The sequence below is a fragment of the Nocardia sp. NPDC004573 genome, from assembly GCF_053602135.1.
In genome coordinates, this window is record NZ_JBSGDA010000008.1 from 179766 (window position 1) to 197064 (window position 17299).

10 protein-coding genes are annotated in these 17299 nt (G+C 71.1%); 1 reads left to right on the top strand and 9 read right to left on the bottom strand.

Annotated elements, in window-relative coordinates:
* The first annotated feature begins 44 nt into the window (after window positions 1–44).
* Window positions 45–506 carry a GNAT family N-acetyltransferase gene (locus tag ACWEKR_RS15655; RefSeq protein ID WP_452355034.1) on the top strand — a complete coding sequence of 154 codons (462 nt, stop codon included), beginning with the start codon at window positions 45–47 and terminating at the stop codon, window positions 504–506.
* 7 nt (window positions 507–513) lie between these two features.
* On the opposite strand, the gene ACWEKR_RS15660 is transcribed toward ACWEKR_RS15655, so the two are convergent.
* From ACWEKR_RS15660 to cobC, 9 genes are all read right to left on the bottom strand, one after another.
* Entirely contained in the window at window positions 514–1440 is a 927-nt protein-coding gene (locus ACWEKR_RS15660) for a hypothetical protein (protein WP_452355035.1), read from the bottom strand.
* Window positions 1437–2024 (bottom strand): GNAT family N-acetyltransferase, encoded by a 588-nt coding sequence (locus ACWEKR_RS15665; RefSeq protein WP_452355036.1) that lies wholly within the window; start codon window positions 2022–2024, stop codon window positions 1437–1439. Before ACWEKR_RS15665 ends, ACWEKR_RS15660 begins: the two co-directional genes overlap by 4 nt.
* A gap of 54 nt (window positions 2025–2078) precedes the next feature.
* Window positions 2079–9314, bottom strand: a complete 7236-nt coding sequence (locus ACWEKR_RS15670) for an amino acid adenylation domain-containing protein (RefSeq protein ID WP_452355037.1) — start codon at window positions 9312–9314, stop codon at window positions 2079–2081.
* 177 nt (window positions 9315–9491) lie between these two features.
* Entirely contained in the window at window positions 9492–11963 is a 2472-nt protein-coding gene (locus ACWEKR_RS15675) for an FAD-dependent monooxygenase (protein ID WP_452355038.1), read from the bottom strand.
* A gap of 312 nt (window positions 11964–12275) precedes the next feature.
* A complete protein-coding gene (locus tag ACWEKR_RS15680) occupies window positions 12276–13469 on the bottom strand; it encodes a bifunctional RNase H/acid phosphatase (RefSeq protein WP_452355039.1) in 1194 nt (397 codons plus the stop codon).
* Between the two features lie 31 nt (window positions 13470–13500).
* Window positions 13501–14238 carry a zinc ribbon domain-containing protein gene (locus ACWEKR_RS15685; RefSeq protein WP_452355040.1) on the bottom strand — a complete coding sequence of 246 codons (738 nt, stop codon included), beginning with the start codon at window positions 14236–14238 and terminating at the stop codon, window positions 13501–13503.
* Between the two features lie 73 nt (window positions 14239–14311).
* The gene (locus ACWEKR_RS15690) at window positions 14312–14956 is read right to left on the bottom strand and encodes a hypothetical protein (RefSeq protein WP_452355041.1); all 645 of its coding nucleotides are present in this window, start codon (window positions 14954–14956) and stop codon (window positions 14312–14314) included.
* A 123-nt stretch (window positions 14957–15079) separates the two neighbouring features.
* The gene (locus tag ACWEKR_RS15695; RefSeq protein WP_452355042.1) at window positions 15080–16201 is read right to left on the bottom strand and encodes a Nif3-like dinuclear metal center hexameric protein; all 1122 of its coding nucleotides are present in this window, start codon (window positions 16199–16201) and stop codon (window positions 15080–15082) included.
* Entirely contained in the window at window positions 16198–17262 is a 1065-nt protein-coding gene (cobC, locus tag ACWEKR_RS15700) for an Rv2231c family pyridoxal phosphate-dependent protein CobC (protein ID WP_452355043.1), read from the bottom strand. Before cobC ends, ACWEKR_RS15695 begins: the two co-directional genes overlap by 4 nt.
* Between the last annotated feature and the right edge of the window lie 37 nt (window positions 17263–17299).

The window sequence follows — 17299 nt, forward strand, 5'->3', positions numbered from 1 at the left end:
CCCCCGAGTCGACGGAGCCGGCCGATGCTGTCACGATGACGCGGATGATTGTCAGGCTTGCGCGGGAGGACGACCTCGCCGGTTTCGCCGAACTGGCGGGTCAGGTCGAGCGCTGGTTCGGCGCGGCCGCCGACGACGCCGGCTTCCGTGCCGCGGTGCTGCGGCACGTGGAGCGGGGCACGGCACTGGTCGCCCGGTCCGCGGGCGCGGAGGTACTCGGCGGCCTCTTGTTCGGGCCGAAGCCGCCGATCTACCGGGTGCGCTGGCTGGTCGTCGCGGAACAAGCGCGCGGGCACGGCATCGGGCGGACCTTGATCGCGGACGCGATCCGCCGGTACGTCCCCGCCCCGGGCACGCTCGAAGTGGTCACCTTCGGCCCCGATCATCCCGGCGCGGTCGCCAGCGGTGCGCGCGCTTTCTACCAGAGCATGGGTTTCCATCCCGCGGAGGACGCGGCTCCCGGGCCGGAGGGCGGGTCTCGGCAGGTCTATCGACGTCGTGTGTGAGGGCGGGTCAGCGCTGGCGGAACGCGCGCCAGAGGATGAACGCGAGGGTGGAGGCGGGAATGGCGGCGAGGATCGGCTTGTCGCGCAGCGTCTCCAGCAGTGTGCGGCCCGGACGCGTCACCGGTCGGGGGATGCCCGCGGCGCCGCGTTCGGCTGCCGCGGCAGCGTCCGCCTCGACTTGTTCGGCGCGCTCGGCGGCGCGTCGAACCGACTCCGATATCGGTGTCTCCCGCCGGGCGGCGTCCGCGGCCGAGAGCCGTGCGGTGGATCCCGGCTCCGTGGTTCCCGCTCCACCCGCCTGGCCTTCGGCCGACGTCTCCGGCTTGCCGCCCGCGTCGGCGGAAGCCGCTTCCGCGGCCGCGCTCTCCGTGGCCTGCGTGGCAGTCACCGTTTCCGCCTTGCCGCCCGTACCGGCGGCACCGCCGAACTCAGCCGCCGCGTCGTCCGAGATCTGCGCCGAAGTCACCGTCTCGGTCTTGCCTCCGGCCGCGGCGGACTCCGCCGCGTCGTCCGGACGCGAACTCACGGTCTCCGGCTTCCCCGCAGCAGTACCGGCCTCCGCAGCCGCAGTCTCCCGGGCCTGCGCGGAAGTCACCGCTTCTGATTCGTCTCCCGCACCGCCACCGTGAGACTCCGCCACCACGTCTCGCGGATCCTGCTCCGAAGACACCGTCTCGGGCTCCGACGCCACACCGTAGGCGCCGCTGGCCTGCACGGCCGCGTCCTCCGGCACCTGTGCCGCACCAGGTATCCCCGTGACGTCACCGCGGTCCGCGCCGGGCGTGTCGGCCGTGGGCGCCGGGTTCCCGCTCGTGCCGGTCGCATCGCTCACCACGTCCGCCGCATCCTGGGAAGGCCGCCCGATTCCGGACGGCACAGCGGCGGTGCCCGGCGCGTCGGCGGTCGCCTTGTCCGCGGATTTGCGATCGTTCATGGCTGTCTCCTGTGCTCGGCGTCGCGGTGCGGGACGGACTTCTCGGATGCCGTCGCCGCCCGGATACCCTGCGGGTGGGCGGGCAAACCGGACCTCGGAGGCCGCCACTCCATCTCGAATTCCCGGCGCGGATCACCGGGGGCGATCGGTCCACCGCCGCCGGTTCGCACGAAGCCGTGACGCAGGTACAGGCGTTCGGCGAAGGAATTGTGCTCGGCGAACTCCAAGCGGACGACGTCGTGCCCACCCGCGGCCGCCCAGTCGAGTACCACGCGGACCAGCCGGTCCGCCACACCGGTACCCCGCGCCCGCGGCGCTACCCACATCGAGATCAGGTGCACCCCACCCCGTTCCGGGTCGGGCATGGCCGCGACCGTACCCACCTCGGCGCCGCCCGACTCGGCGACGAACTGCGCCCGATCCGACAGCGCGCGCCGCCAGTCGCTCTCGGTGCGGGCCTGCGCCTCGGCCAGGGTGGTGCCGAAGAACTGCGGAGCGTCGGTCAACGCCGCGATCCGGACGCGCCGGAACAGCGCCCAGTCGTCGGGGGCGAGCAATCGGATCGCGGGGGGCGAGGAGGTCATCCGCATTCTTCTACTCGGCCGGCGTACCGGGGACAACACATTTCCGGGCAAGTCTCAGGCGTCCAGCATGGATTCGTCCCATTCGCGATCCAGGTCGGGGTCCGCGGCGGAGAGCACCTCGTCCAGGCGCAGGCCCAGTTCGCCGATGTTCGGCTCGCTCATCATGTTCAGGTGATCGCCCGGCACGTCGATCACCGTGAATCGGCGGGCCGCGTACCGCTTCCAGCCGTTGTCGGCGCTGTCGAACATGCTGCCGACGGTCTTGTGCGCCAGGTCGACGCCCGGCGGCAGCCCCTCGGTCGCGCGCAACAGCGTGATATCGCGGTCGTACGGCGCCGGCTCGTAATCCAGCATCGCCGAGTAGTTGGCGTAGAACACCTGGTAGAGCCGCCGGATCGCCTGCGGCGAGCTGTCGGCGGGCAGGATGCCCGACCGCACCGACTCCGCCAGCATCGCCGCGAACAACTCCTCGGAATTGTGCACGTCGGGCTCGAAATCGACCAAGGCGGACCGACTCCCGCGCGCGTACCACAGCAGCTCGAGGAAGAACCACCGGATGAGTTTCTCCTCCGGGATCGGGGTCCGCGTGCGGGCGCGCAGCGCCATCGTGTCCAGCAGCGTCACGCTGGACACCTCCTGGTCGGGCAGCTGCCGAGCCATCTCCAGGGCGACGTAGCCGCCGAACGACCAGCCCGCCAAGTGATACGGGCCGGTCGGATGTACCCGCCGCACCGCCTGCAAGTACGACTCGGCCATCGCCGCGACGGTCTTCTCCGGCGTGCTACCGGGATCCGCGCCCGCCGCCTGCAGCCCGTACACCGGGCGATCCGGATCCAGGTACCGCGCGAGAGCCAGGTAGCACAACACATTTCCGCCGATCGGGTGCACCAGGAACAGCGGCGGCTTGGCGCCGCCCAGGCTGATCGGCACCAACGGGTCGAACGTGCGCTGGACGTCGCCCGCCCGCACCAGCGTGGCGAGCCCGGCGGCGGTGGGCGCGCCGATGAACGCGTCCAGCGGCACCTCGACACCCCATCGGCGCGACAACGCCATCACCACGCGCATCGCGCCGATCGACGTGCCGCCCGCGGCGAAGAAGTCGTCGTCGACGCCGATCGCGCGCAGTCCCGCGTATTCGGCCAGCAGTTCCACCGCTGACCGCTCGTACTCGTCGGCGGGCTCGCGGCGCGCCGACACCGAATCCGTCGCGTCCTCCCCGTAGCCGCGCAGCGTCGCGTCGTCACGCTTGCCGCTGGGCGTGCGGGGCAGTTCGTCGAGCCAGACGAACCGGGTCGGCACCATGTGCGCAGGCAGCATCGAGCGCAGATCGTGCCGCAGCGCGGCCAGATCGGTCTGCTCGGCCGCGCCGACCAGGAACGCGATCAGCGAGCCGTCGATGCCGCCGAAACCGCGGGCCACGACGGCGGCCTCGGTGATGCCGGGGAACTTCTCGACCAGGCCGAGGATGCACAGTTCCACTTCGGCCGGCTCCACCCGGAACCCGCGGATCTTGACCTGGCTGTCGCTGCGGCCGAGGCAGACGATGTCGCCGGAGAACAACCGGACACCGAGGTCTCCGGTGCGGTAGCGGATGCCGCCCGCGTGCGTGGCGACGAACCGCTGTGCGGTGAGCGCGGGCCTGCCCTCGTAGCCGCGGGCGATGCTGCGGCCGCCGAGGTAGATCTCACCGATCACGCCGTCCGGCACCGGCCGCAGGGCGCTGTCGAGCAGTTCGACGGTGTCGCCGTCGACGGCGCGGCCGATGGGCGGCAGCGCGGGGAACTCGTCGGCCGGACCCGTGAGCGTGAACTTGGTCGCGACGTGGGATTCGGTGGGGCCGTACTGGTTCTCCAGCACCAGGCCCGGCACCACTTTGCACAGCGCGCGGATCTCATCGGTGATGCGCAGCTGTTCGCCGGAGGAGATCAGCACCTTGAGCTCGGTCGGGAACATCCGCCGCCCCACGGCGGCCTCGGCGAACGCCTGTAGGGCCACATACGGCAGGAACAGCCGTTCGATGCCCTCCTCCACCACCGTGTGCAACAACTGCTCGACATTCGAGCGCAGATCGGCCGAACTCACCCGCAGCGTTGCACCGGCCGCGAGGGTGGTGAAGATCTCCTGGAACGACACGTCGAAACTCAACGGCGCCAATTGCAGTGTGCTCAGCAGGCCGGTGCCGGTGACGGCGCGATTCTGCCAGTCCACCAGAGAGGTCAAGCCGCGGTGCGGCATCGCGACACCCTTGGGTTCCCCGGTCGACCCGGACGTGAACAACACGTACGCCACCGCGTCGGGCGAGACGTGGTCCGGCAGCACGACCTCGGCGGCGGGCACGGAGTCGGCGAAGAGCGCGGCGCTGTCGAGCACCAAGGCGGCGTCGTCGACGATGTCGCGATAAGCGCTGTCGGCGATCACCCGGTGCGGGCGAGCGCGGTCGATCATCAGATTCAGCCTGGCCCGCGGGTAGCTGACGTCCAGCGGGACGCACGCGGCGCCGATCCGGGTCAGGGCGAGCACGAGCAGCACCAGCTGCGGTCGGCGCCCCATCAGGATGCCGACCCGGTCGCCCGGCGACACCCCGAGTCCGACCAGGCGCCGGGCCAGCCGATCGGACCGCTCGATCATGTCGTCGTAGGTGACCGATTCGTCGTCACCGGCCAGGGCGACGCGGGCGGGGGCGAGCGCGGCCGCCTCGGCCACCAGCGTGCCCACGTCGCGCGCGGTCGCGGGACCGACGCCGCGATCGATCGGCCCGTCGGGCTCGGCGACGAGACCGGCCAGCATGCGCAGCTGGGTGAGCGCCACGGTCTCGCACTGCTCGGCGGTCAGCGTGTGGTCGCCGTCGACTCGCAACCACATCCGGCCGTCCCTCGGGTCGGTGGCCGCGGTCACCAGCAACTGGAAGTTGGTCTCCTCCCGCGCGTCGAAGTCCAGCAGGCGCACCCCGTCCAGCACCAGCATGGGCTGGAAGACGTGATAGTTGACGAAGTTGAACGCCGTCTCGAAGACCGGCCCGCCGTCGGCGAGGATCGACCGCAGCGGGTAGCGACGGAACGGGTAGGCCTCGCGCTCGCGCCGGGCGAGCTGCTCCACCGCGGCGCGCCAGGTGGTGGCGGTGCCGTCCAACCGGATCGGCAGCGTGTTGAGGAACAATCCCGCCACGCGTTCGGCGCCGGCCCGGTCCGGGCGGCCGTGGCTCACCACGCCGGTGGTGACGTCCGTACGGCCGGTGAGCGCCCGCAGCGCCAGGCAGTGCGCGGCCAGATAGACCGATTTCTCCGGAACCTGGTGGCGCGTGGCGAACGACGACACCCGTTCGGCCAGCGCGCGCGGCACCAGCGCCCGGGCCTGCGGCACGCCCGCGACCACCGGCTGGTGCACCCCGAGCGCGGTGAGCGCGGTGGGTTCGGCCCCGGCCAGGGCGGTCCGCCAGTACGCGCGGGCCGCGGGGTCGTGCGCCGCGACCTGCTCGGCCTGCGCGTACTCGGCCAGCACGGTGGCCGGATGCGGGGTGGCCTCCACCTGGGTCCGGGTCATGCCCAGGTGGTTGAGGTAGTCCAGCAGCAGTTCCAGCACCGACGTGGCGACGCTCCAGCCGTCCAGGATGGCGTGGTGGAAGCTCAGCACCAAGTCCACCGTGCCGACCGGTTCCTGCGGGCCGGGGCGGACGAATGCCCGGATGGCGAACAGCGGGGCCGCCGAGATGTCGTACTGGGCGTGCGTGCGCTCCTGCAGATAGATCTCGATCAGGTCCTCGCCATCCGCCTCGTCCAGCTCCCCCAACTCGACGATCTCGACCTCGTAGGGCGGCGCGACGTGCACGATCTGCAGCGGGACCGAATGCCTGCTCAGCTCGAACGACGAACGCAGCGCGGGCTGCCGGCGCACCAGCCGGTCCACGGCCTGCCGGAATTGCGCGGCATCCCAAGGAATTTCGAGCCGGTAGCGGAACGCGTCCTTATACGTGACCGAGTCGGTGCGCTCGATGCTGTGATACAGCATGCCCAGTTGCAGAGCCGTCGCCGGAAAGGCGTCCTCGGCTTGGTGCAGCGCGGCCCGGTCGATCAGCGGCACCGTCTGCAGGGGCATCGCGACGAGCTCGCGGTCCTCGCGCCGGTCGTCGCGCACGACACGGGCCAGCTCTGCGATGGTCGGCGCCTGGTAGAAGGCATCGACGTCGAAGTAGAGCCCGGCGCGTTCGGCCGCGGTACGCACGGCCAGCGCGAGGATGGAATCGCCGCCGTGGGTGAAGAAGTTGTCGTGCACGCCGATCGACTCGACACCGAGCACGGTTTGCCAGACCTGCGCGAGCCTGGCTTCGACAGCGGTGCGCGGCTCGCGGCCGACGACCGGCTCGGCGCCGTGGCCGAGCACGAGGTGTTCGGCGAGCGCGCGCCGGTCCAGCTTCCCGTTGCGGGTCAGCGGAATGCGGTCCACCCGGATCAATCGGGAGGGCACCATGTAGCGGGGCAGCCGGGCCGCGAGCTGCTCGGCGATCCGCTCGCCGGAGACGTCCTGCCCGACGAAGTAGCCGACCAGTTGCACGCCGTGCGCCTCCGAGACTTCGTCCACCACGGCCGCCGCGCGCACCCCGGCGCAGCCGAGCATGGCGTTCTGCACCTCGCCGAGGGTGATCCGGTTGCCGCGGATCTTCACCTGGTCGTCGAAGCGGCCCAGGTACTCGAGGTTGCCGTCCGGCAGCCACCGTGCCAGGTCGCCGGTGCGGTACCGGCGGCGTCCCGGCACCCCGCGATCGTCGACGAACGCCGCCGCGGTCAGCTCCGGCCTGCCGCGATAGCCACGGGCCACGCCGACGCCCGCGATGTTCAGCTCCCCCGGCACGCCGACCGGCACCCGGCGTCCGATGTGGTCGAGCACGAGCAGGTCGATGTTGTCGATGGGGCGGCCGATCGGCACCACGTCGAGCGGTTCGTCGGCGGGGCAGTCGAAGTAGGAGACGTCGACGGTGGCCTCGGTCGGGCCGTAGAGGTTCACCAGTTGCGGCGCTGTCGCCCCGGCCGCGGCGAAGACCGCGTGGAACCGGCGCACCAGCGCCGGCGGTAGCGCCTCGCCGCTGCAGATCACCCGGCGCACGCTGCCGATCCGCGCGACCGTCGCCGGATCGGCCGCCAGCTCGTCGACGAACGCCGCCAGCATGGAGGGCACGAAGTGCAGCACCGTCACCCCGTGCGCGGCAATCGCCTCGGCGATGCGGCGCGGATCGCGCTCCCCGCCCGGTTCCAGTAGCGCGACCCGGGCGCCCGTGATCGCCCACCAGAACAGTTCCCACACCGACACGTCGAACGTGACGGGCGTCTTCTGCAGGATGACGTCCGCCTCGTGCAGAGGGTAGCGCCGCTGCATCCAGGTCAGGCGGTTCACCACCGACCGATGCTCGATCATCACGCCCTTGGGCACGCCCGTGGAACCCGAGGTGTAGATGATGTAGCTGAGATCGGCCGGGTGCGAGACATTCTCGATGCCGCGCCCCGGGACGATGTCGGCCGGCGCGATCCTGGTGACGCCCAGCTCGTAGAAGACCGCCCGATGCCGCTCCCCTGCCACGACGAAGCGCGCCCCGCAATCGGCGAGCACGGTCTCGATGCGCGCGGCCGGGAAGTCCGGGTCGAGCGGCACGTACGCGCAACCGGCCCGCAATACACCGAAGATCGCGACGAGCATCTCGGTCGAGCGGGTGAGCACCACCGGCACGCATTCGTTGCCGGTCGCGCCCAGCGCGCGCAGCCGGGCGGCGAATCCGTCGGCCAGCGCCGACAATTCGGCGTACCGCAGCGGTTTTTCCCCCGACCCGGCGACCGGTTCGATCGCGATGCGCTCCGGATGCCGGGCGGCCACCTCGGCGACCAGCCGGTCGAGAGTGGTGTACGGGAATTCCTCGCGCGGACCGGATTCGAACGCGGCGATGGCCGCCCGCTCGCGCGCGGGCATCAGCGGCAGCGCCGAGATCGGCTCCTCGGGCCGGTCCAGCGCCGCCACCAGCAGGGCGCCGATGCCGCGCACGACCGACTCCAAGGGGAAGTTCTCGTCGAACACGTGCCGGTCGTAGTAGAGCTGGAGGTTCAGCGAGCCGTCCCGCGCGTGCTCGACGCCGAGAATGTTCAGCGCCTCGAGCACCGTGCCCGGATTGACGATATCCAGGGTGGCGAGGATCTTGTCGAGGTGATCCGACGGCGGCATCTTGATGTAGGAGTACGCCACATCGAACAGCGGCGGCGCGGTCGGGTCGCTGCTGAGCGCGCGGGCCAGGTCACCGTAGGGAAAACGCTCGTAGCGCTTGAGTTCCCGGATCTGGGCGGCCACCTCGGTGGCGACCGCCGACAGCGGTCGGGCCGGGTCGACGCGGATGCGCAGGGGCACCACGTTCGTGCGGTGACCGGAGGTGCGGAAGGTCTCCGGACTGTGCCGGTTGAGCATCGGAACCCCGATCACCACCTCCTCGGAACGATGGATGGTGGTCAGGTAGGCGGCCAGCGCCGAAACGGTCAACGCGAAGACCGAGAAGCCGGTGGCTCGGATACGGTCGAGGAACGCGGGCTCCACGACCACGCGCTGCCGTCCCCGATTGACGTCGGGCGTGCTCGCACGCCCGGGGAACAGGGCGGGGACCACGCCTTCGAAGCGGCGCACCAGCGCGTCGCGATCGGCCACCCACTGTGCGGAGGACAGGTACTCCTCGTGCTCGGCGGCGATCTTGCGGTAGGTCGCGGCGCCGCGGTCGGTCTGCTCGGTGACCGGATCCGGCTCGGCGAGTTCCTCGAGCGACAGATCCGTGCGACTGTAGTTGTCCACCAGGGCGCTCCACAGCGCGTTCACGCCCCAGCCGTCGATCATGGCGTGGTGCATCGCCACGTAGAGATGGAAATGGTCGGGCCCGTCGACCAGCGCGGCGATCCGGAACGGCTGCCGCGGCGGGGACGGCGTCACGTTCGCCCGGTTCACCCAGTCGCGGCGGGCCGCGGCGGGATCCGACGCCCAGCTGAGATCGACCAGCTCGACCTCGGGTAGCTCGTCGGAAACCCACTGCCAGAAACGGCCTTCGGAGAACTCGAAGCGCAGGCGCAGCGCGTCGTCGGCGAGCACGGCCCGGCGCACCACCGCCCGCAACCGGGCCATGTCGAAAGGCTCGTCCAGGAACGCGCAGTAGGCGTTTCGGGTGACCGGCGCCGGGGCATACCGGTAGGCGACGGACAGCACATCGCGCTGGTACGCGCTGACCGGCCAGGCTTCGGGGGGTCTCTCGGAAGTAGCACTCGGTTCGAATGTCACAGTCACTCCTATCGCGACAGTCGCGGCACCGGCCGTGCGCGGATCCACCCCAGCCCACCCTGATCGCTGACACGCAAAGCTGCTACCACACTTATCCAGTTATCGATATCGCGAATCACGGCATCGGCTCTGCCGATGCCGCGACTCTGCTGTTGTATCGCGGTGTATGCGGGCTGGTCAGCAGGCCGACAGCAGCGCGCGCACGCTTTCGTCGGCGAGTCGATCGGCTCGTTCGCGCGAGACCGCGGGCTCGACGTAGCCGATGTTGAGCGACAACTCGTTATGCGTCGCGTTGGCGGTGGCCATGATGAAGCCGCTGACGGACATGCCGGAGACGAACTGCGCGCCTTCCAGCTGCCAGGCGCCGATCTTGTCCGGAAAGGGGTAGTTGCCCAGATAGGTCATGCAGAGATGACCCGGGCCGCGGGTGTCCATCAACTTCACCGTGGAGGCGCTGGCGGCCACCGACTTCGGCGCGGCCACCTTCAACAGGTTCAGCGCGGACAAGTGATCCCGTCGCTGCGTCCGCGCGCCGTATTCGCGCTCGATCTCCGCGGCGATCTCCCACAGCGAGGCCCACGGCGCGTATTTCGCCGGGGTGGCGATCATGCCTTGGTAGGTGCCGACTTCGGTGTCGCCTGCGGCGCCGTCGAGATGGTCGCGGAAGTTGACCGAGCTGCCGACGGCGTACCAGGTCGCCTTCTCGGTGCCGGCCTCCCTGGCCGCCGCGATCAGCAGCGCGGCCGAAAGCGCGGCCTGCAGACCGACGCCGTGGCGGTCGCATCCCGCGGTGAGCGCCTCGAGCTGGTCGCCGTCGAGGCTGCGGTGCACCACCCGGCTGCGCCGCTGCGCGGGCGGCGCGAGCGAAGTCGGCTCCAGCCTGCGGGGCTTGCGCAGCTGCGACTTCTGGTCACGCAGGAACGATCCCGCGGTGCGCAGCGCACCGCCCGCACCTTGGAAGCGCGGCGGGAACAGTTCCTCCGGACCGGGGCGCACCGGCGCGGGCGCGAAATCGCCCGCTTCCCCGGCGGCCACCTGGAGCACCTGCTCAGCCACCGACAGCGCGCTCTCACCGTCGGCGACGGCGTAGTGCAGCGTGACGATCAGCTCGTTGGTGCCGTCGGTTTCTTTGATCAGCACCGCCCTGGCCAGCGGACCGGTGCGCCAGTCGAACGGTTCGCGCAGCTCCACCTCGTCGGCCTCGGCCAGCCAGTCGGTGCTGTCCTCGGACTCGATCACCCGCAGCGGGATCGGCGCCTGCACCGGCACGAAACGCGGTGCGGTGCCGTCCGGTTCGGCGGCGACGGCGACCCGCAGGAGCGGATGTCGGCGCTGCACCTCGTCCAGACCCGCGCGGATCTGCTCCGCCTCGACGCGCCCGCGGATCCGCACGCGCGACAGGATGTGCAGCGGCGCGAGCTGATCGGCGATCCAGTGCCAGCGCTCGACCGGCGAGAGCGGACGCGGCAGGCGCGCGGTCGGCCCGTCCGGCGCCGGGAAGGACATCGGCTTGCCGAGTTCCCGCAGGAAGAATTCGGTGGGCGCGTGCCGGAAATAGGTGTCGCGCACCCGCACCAGGCGCGGATCGGTGGTCTGCTCGATCTTGGCCAGCGAGGCCGATCCGTTGACGAACATGGCGGTGCGGTCGGCGCGCAGCTTCTCGTAACGACGCAGCCCCGCAACGGGATCCAGGGCGTTGCGCAGCGCACCGGCCAGCACGACCGCGTCCTCGATGGCGGCGTTCGCGCCCTGGCCGAGGCTGGGCAGCATCGGGTGCGCCGCGTCGCCGAGCAGCGTCACCCGGCCGCGACCCCACTGTGCCAGCGGCGGGCGATCCTGCGCGGGCACGGCCACGATCGCCGCTTCGTCGGTCTGCTCGATGCATGCGCGCACCTCCGGCGCCCATCCGGCGTACAGGCGCAGCAGGTCTTCCTTGCCGCCCTGCCAGTTCGCGGCCTCGTCGGCGGGCAACGTCTTGGTGCCCCACCAGTAGACCCGGCCGTGGCCGATGTCGTGGATGCCGAAACGCATTCCGGTGCCCCAGAAATGGGCCGACAGGCCGCGAGCGACGTTGCGGTGCTCGAACGGGATGCAGGCCAGCCAGCACACGAAATTGCCGGGTCGCGGCTCGGCGCGGCCGTGCAACTGGGCGCGCACCACCGAGTGGATGCCGTCGGCGCCGACGAGCAGGTCGCCCTCGGCGACCCGGCCGTCGGCGAACTCGACGCGCACGTGTTCGCCGTCGTCGGTGAAGCGGGTGGCTTGTGCGCCGGTGAAAGTCGGCGTGTCGCCGATCGCGCTGAGCAGCACATCGTGCAGGTCGGTGCGGTGCAGCGCCACGGCGGGCGCGCCGAGCTGGGCGTCGAGCCGATGCACCGGGAGCACCCGGATCGGGCTGCCGTCGGGGTTGCAGAAGCGGAAGGTCTCGACCCGGCCGCCGCGTTCGAGCAATTGCTCGTCGAGCCCCAGGCCGAGGGTGCGCAGCGCGTTGATGCCGTTGGCCTGCACCGAAAGTCCGAAGCCCTGCGCCCGCAGTTCCGGACCGGCTTCATATAGTTCGACGCCGAAACCCGCATGCCGCAAGGCGGCCGCGGTGGTGAGTCCTCCGATCCCCGCCCCGAGAACGACAACCTTGATCGGACTGCTCATCGAACCTGCACTCTCATCGAACCACTCGACGGCACAGGCGTTTTCCGCCTCGACGCGGCCCACGGGCCACACCGCCCGCGCGAAACCATCCCACGAGCAGCATCGACCGAGGCCACTGCGTCGACCCCGACCGAGTAGGCCCTGGGACGCCTGTGCCTGACCGACGGGAAGCCTACCGCTACTCGGCACGCAAGGCAGAGTTGAAGTGAGATTCACCGCATCGCGCGATTGTGAAACGCAAATGTGTTGCAATGGGGCATAATTCGCCCTCCGCGCACCGCGTTCGCCCTCGATTCCGGCGCGGCGGCGGCCTCAGAGGTAGGACGTATCGTTCACCAAACGCACCGAAGACCCGCCGTCGGGATAGAACTCCGCTATCGATAGCGACGCCAGATCCAGATGCAACCGGTACAACAGCGAGGGGCCGGCATCGAGGGCCAGCCGCAGCAACGTCTTGATCGGGGTCACATGACTGACCACCACCACATTGGCGCCGGAATACCGCTCGACGAGTTCGCGCAGAGCCGAAGCCACCCGCGCGCGGACCTGTTCGAAGCTCTCCCCGCCGGGCGCGGCGACCGTGGGATCACCGATCCAGCGGGCGTGCAGGCCGGGGTCGCGTTGCGCGGCCTCGGCGAAGGTCAGGCCCTCCCACGCGCCGAAGTCGGTCTCGATCAACCCGTCGTGAATCTCCACCGGTACCTCGAGCGCGGCGGCAGCCGCCTCGGCGGTCTCCCGGGCCCGGCCGAGCGGCGAGCTGACCACCGCCGCGATACCGCCTTTGGCGGCGAGCATTTTCGCGGCGCGGGCGGCCTGTTCCCGCCCGAGCGGGGTGAGCGGCGGATTGCCGCGACCGGAATAGCGCCGCTGCACCGACAATTCGGTCTGGCCGTGGCGAAGCAGCAGCAATCGGGTGGGACGACCGGTGGCCCGCGTCCAGCCCGGGCCGTGCTGCGCCGGGGCGGCCTGCTCGGCGCGCACGTCCCTGACTTCATCGATCCAGCTCGGCAGATCGCGCTCGGTGACCGCGAGGGCCGGATCGGCGGCCTCGGCGGTGCGCGCGTCCGCGACCGCCGCACGGTTCTCGCCGACGCCGCTTCCCTCGTCCATGGCCTCGTTCGCCAGCCGGTCGGCGTGCGCGTTCTCCGCGCGCGGAATCCAGCCGTAGCTGACCCGGGTGAATCCGGCGGCGAGCCTGCGGGCCTGGTCGGCGAGCGGAATCAACGCCGCGTGCTTGATCTTCCAGCGCCCGGACATCTGCTCGACCACCAGTTTGGAATCCATCCGCACCACGACCGACTCGGCGCCCAGTTCGGCCGCTGCCGCCAACCCCGCGATCAAACCGCGATACTCGGCGACGTTGTTGGTGGCCACGCCGAGGAACTCCCGGCGCTCGGCGAGCACCCGGGCGTGGTCGGCGTCGTAGACCACGGCTCCGTAACCGGCCGGGCCGGGATTGCCGCGCGAGCCACCGTCGGCTTCGACGATCACCTCGGGCACTGTCATCGCGGGTGCCCGGCAACCGGTCGCGGCGAACTCACAGCCCCGATTCCTTGGTCCGGACCAGGATCGCGCCGCACTCCGGGCAGCGCACGACCACGTCCGGGGCCGTCTTGGCGATGCGCGCGAGCTCGCCGCGATCGAGTTCGATACGGCACGCGCCACAGCGGCGAGCCTGCAACAGCGCGGCGCCCGCACCGTGCTGCTGCCGCTGCCGGTCGTAGATGGCGAGCAGTTCGCCGGGGACCTTCGCCACCACGCCGACGCGATCGGTCTCGCAGCGCGTCTGCGCCACGTCCAGATCCGCGAGCGCCTCGTCGCGCTGCCGCCGGGCGGCGGCGAGTTCGTCCTCGGTCTTGCTCAACCGCGCGCCCGCGTGCTCGTAGTCGGCGGCGGAGGCCTCCCGCCGCTCCATCACCTCGAGCAGCTCGTCCTCCAGCACGGAGCGGCGCCGCTCCAGACTGCCCAGCTCGTGCTGGAGCTCCGAAAGCTGTTTGGCGTTCACCGTTCCCGCGGTGAGCATGGCCTGGTCGCGCTCCTCGCGCTTGCGCACCGCCTCGACCTCGCCCTCCAGCTTGCGGATGTCGCGGTCGAGGTCGTCCAGCACGATCTGCACGGCCACCGCGGCGTCGGAGTGCGCGTTGCGCTCGGCTTCCAGCCGTGCGACCTCCTGCTGCTCGGGCAGCACGGTGCGGCGGTGCGCGATCCGGGTCAGCTCGGCGTCGACGGCGGCGAGCCGCAGCAGCTCGGCCTGGATCGGGGGTTCGACATTCAACGCGGACAAACTCCTGGGCGGGGTGGACGGGACCGAAGGTTCCACCGTACCCCGCCGGATCGGCGAACCGGCGTCAGCCGCCGACGGTGCGAGTCTTGATGGCGTCGCGGGAGATGTAGACGTCGTACTCGCCGGGCACCGCGATCACCGCGTTCCCGTACGCGGAGCGCACGAACGGCTGGGTCCACCAGCGGCCCTCGCGCATGTCGGCGAAGAAGTCGCGGTCGCCGTCGCCGAGGAAGATCTGATTCTGCTTCGTCGCGACGCCGTCGAGGCGCTGGCCGTACAAGCGGCTGATCCGGTAGCCGGAATGGAAGCCGAGGGCGTTGACCCACGGCTCCAATTCCACGATGCCGGCTTGCAGCACCCACATGTCGCCTTCCACCCGATAGGTCCGGCGCTGCTCGGGGTGGTCGTCGTCGCCGTACAGGACCAGGTCGACGTCTATCTGGTGTTCCTGCCCCGCCACCGGCTTGGCCACCACGTGCGCCGCCTTGATCTCGCCGGTCAGTCCGAGGTACGTCTGCAACAAGGTCGCGACCCACAGCAGCACCGCCGCGACCAGCAGCAGCGCGAGCCCGCCCGACCCGCGCGCGAGCAGCGGCCGCATCCCCGCCCGGCGCCAAGCGATCAGACCGGAGACGATCAGCGCCACACCGACGACCAGCAGCAGGATCAGCCCGATCTGCACGAGCCCGAAATCAACCGGGAAGTTCATGCGGTAGTTGTACCCCGCACGAACTACTCGATTCACCCGAACCGCCCAACCTGTCCCGGCCCGGCGCGGACACGCCCCGACACGCCGTGACCAGTACCTCGGCGTGCCAACGGTTTCGGGCGCTCAGCCGGTGGCGCGCACCGTCCACGGGTCGGTGCGCAACGTGGACACCCTGGTCTCCAGGCCGGGCAGGGCGGTGCGCACAACCGCTTCGGCCTGCGCGCACCACGGGAATTCGGTGGCCCAGTGCGCGGCGTCGACCAACGCGGGACCGCCCTTGCGCAGGTGCTCGTCGACCGGATGGTGGCGCAGATCGGACGTGACGTAGGCGTCGACGCCCAACGCGGTGGCGCGGCCGAGGTAGGAGTCGCCCGCGCCGCCGCAGACGGCGACGGTGTAGACGGCGCGGTCCGGGTCACCGGCGGCGCGCACACCCCACGCGGTGGGCGGAAGAGCGCGTGCCACGCGATCGGTGAAGGCGCGCAGCGATTCCGGTTCCGGCAGGGTGCCGACCCTGCCGAGGCCCAGCGACGACGGCAGCTGAGCGCGTTCACCGATGTGATAGACCGGGTCCTCGCCGGGATGCGCGGCACGCAGCGCGGCGAGCACGGCGGAGCGTGCCGACGAGGGGGCGGCGACCTCCACCCGCTCCTCCTCGGCGTACTGGAGTTCGCCCAAGGTCTCTTGCCCGGGCGAGCCTTCGGTCATCGGGCGGAACTGCGCTGTGGCCGGTACTCGCACCGCGCAGTCGCAATGGTCTACTTGTCGGCCCGCGCCCGCGGCGAAGAGCGCGGCGAGCACCGCGTCGGTGTGCGTGCGCGGCACCTGTATCACCCAACTGTCCACCGCCGACTCGGGTTTCGCGTCCAGCGGGCCGGTCACCGTCAGTCCGAGGGCGGCGGCGAGTGCGTCGGAGACACCTGGGGCGGCGGAGTCGGCGTTGGTGTGCGCGGTGAACAGCGCGCAACCGGAGCGGATCAGCCGATGCACCAGCGCGCCTTTCGGCGTGTTCGCCGCGACGGTGTCCACACCGCGCAGCAGCAGCGGGTGGTGCACCACCAGGGCCTGCGCGCGCCAGTCGATCGCCTCCTCGACGACCGCGGCGGTCGCGTCGACGGCGAACAGCACCCGGGTCAGCTCCTCGGCCGGGTCACCGCAGACCAAGCCGACCGAGTCCCACGGCTCGGCCAGCGCGGGCGGGTAGGCCGCGTCGAGCACCCTGACGAGATCCGCGAGCGTGGTCATCGTCCACCTTCCTTTACTTCGATCCCGACATCTGCCGACCGGAACGCCGCGACCAGCCGATCGACCTCCGCCGCACCGCGGACCGCGACGCGCAGATGGTTCGGACCGAGGCCGGGGAAGGTGTCGGCGCGCCGGACCGCGATCCCTTCCGCCGCCAAGTGTTTGCGCAGCAGTTCGCCGTCCGGGACGCGCAGGAGCAGGAACGGCCCCGCAGCCGGAGTGTGGACGGCGACACCGAGGCCGGTCAGGCGCTCGATCATCGCGGCGCGGTGCACGGCGAGCGTCCGCGCGCAGCGCTCGGACTCGGCCACGGCAGCCGGACTCGCGGTGGCGGCGATCGCCTCCAGTTGCAGGGTGCCCAGCGCCCAGTGCGGCCGCCCTCGGCCGAGGCGCGCGAGAATATCGGGCGCTCCCAGGAAATAGCCGCAGCGCAGGCCGGCCAGCGCCCAGGTCTTGGTGAGGCTGCGCAACACGAGCAGGTCGGGCGCGGGGTCGGCGGCGAGCGATTCCGGCTCGCCCGCGACCGCGTCGGCGAAGGCTTCGTCGACCACGATGACGCGCCCCGGCCTGCGCAGTGCGCGGATAGTATCGGCCGGGTGCAGCACCGAGGTCGGGTTGGTCGGGTTGCCGAGCACCACCAGGTCGGCTTCGGGGGGCACCGCGGCGGGATCGAGCCGGTACGGCGATTCCAGAACGACCCGGGTCACTGGGACGCCTGCCTCCCGCAACACCAGTTCCGGTTCGGTGAACGACGGGTGCAGCACCGCGGCCGACCGCGGCGCGAGACGGGGCAGCAGCGCGAAACCCTCCGCCGCCCCTGCCAGCAGCAACACCTCGCCGGGAACACGGCCGTGCCGGGCCGCGACCGCCCGGCGCGCGGCCTCGGCGGCCTCGGCGCTCGGATAGCGGCCCAGATCGGACAGCCGTCCGGCCAGGCGCAGGCGCAGCCACTCCGGGGGCGCGGTCCCTTGGACGTTCACCGCGAAATCGAGCATGCCCGGGCGCGCGTCCACGTCGCCGTGGTGACGCAGTTTCGCGCGATCGACGGTGTCCTCGGCCACGAGATCACACCCTACGTGGCGCGGTGATAGCGGGACC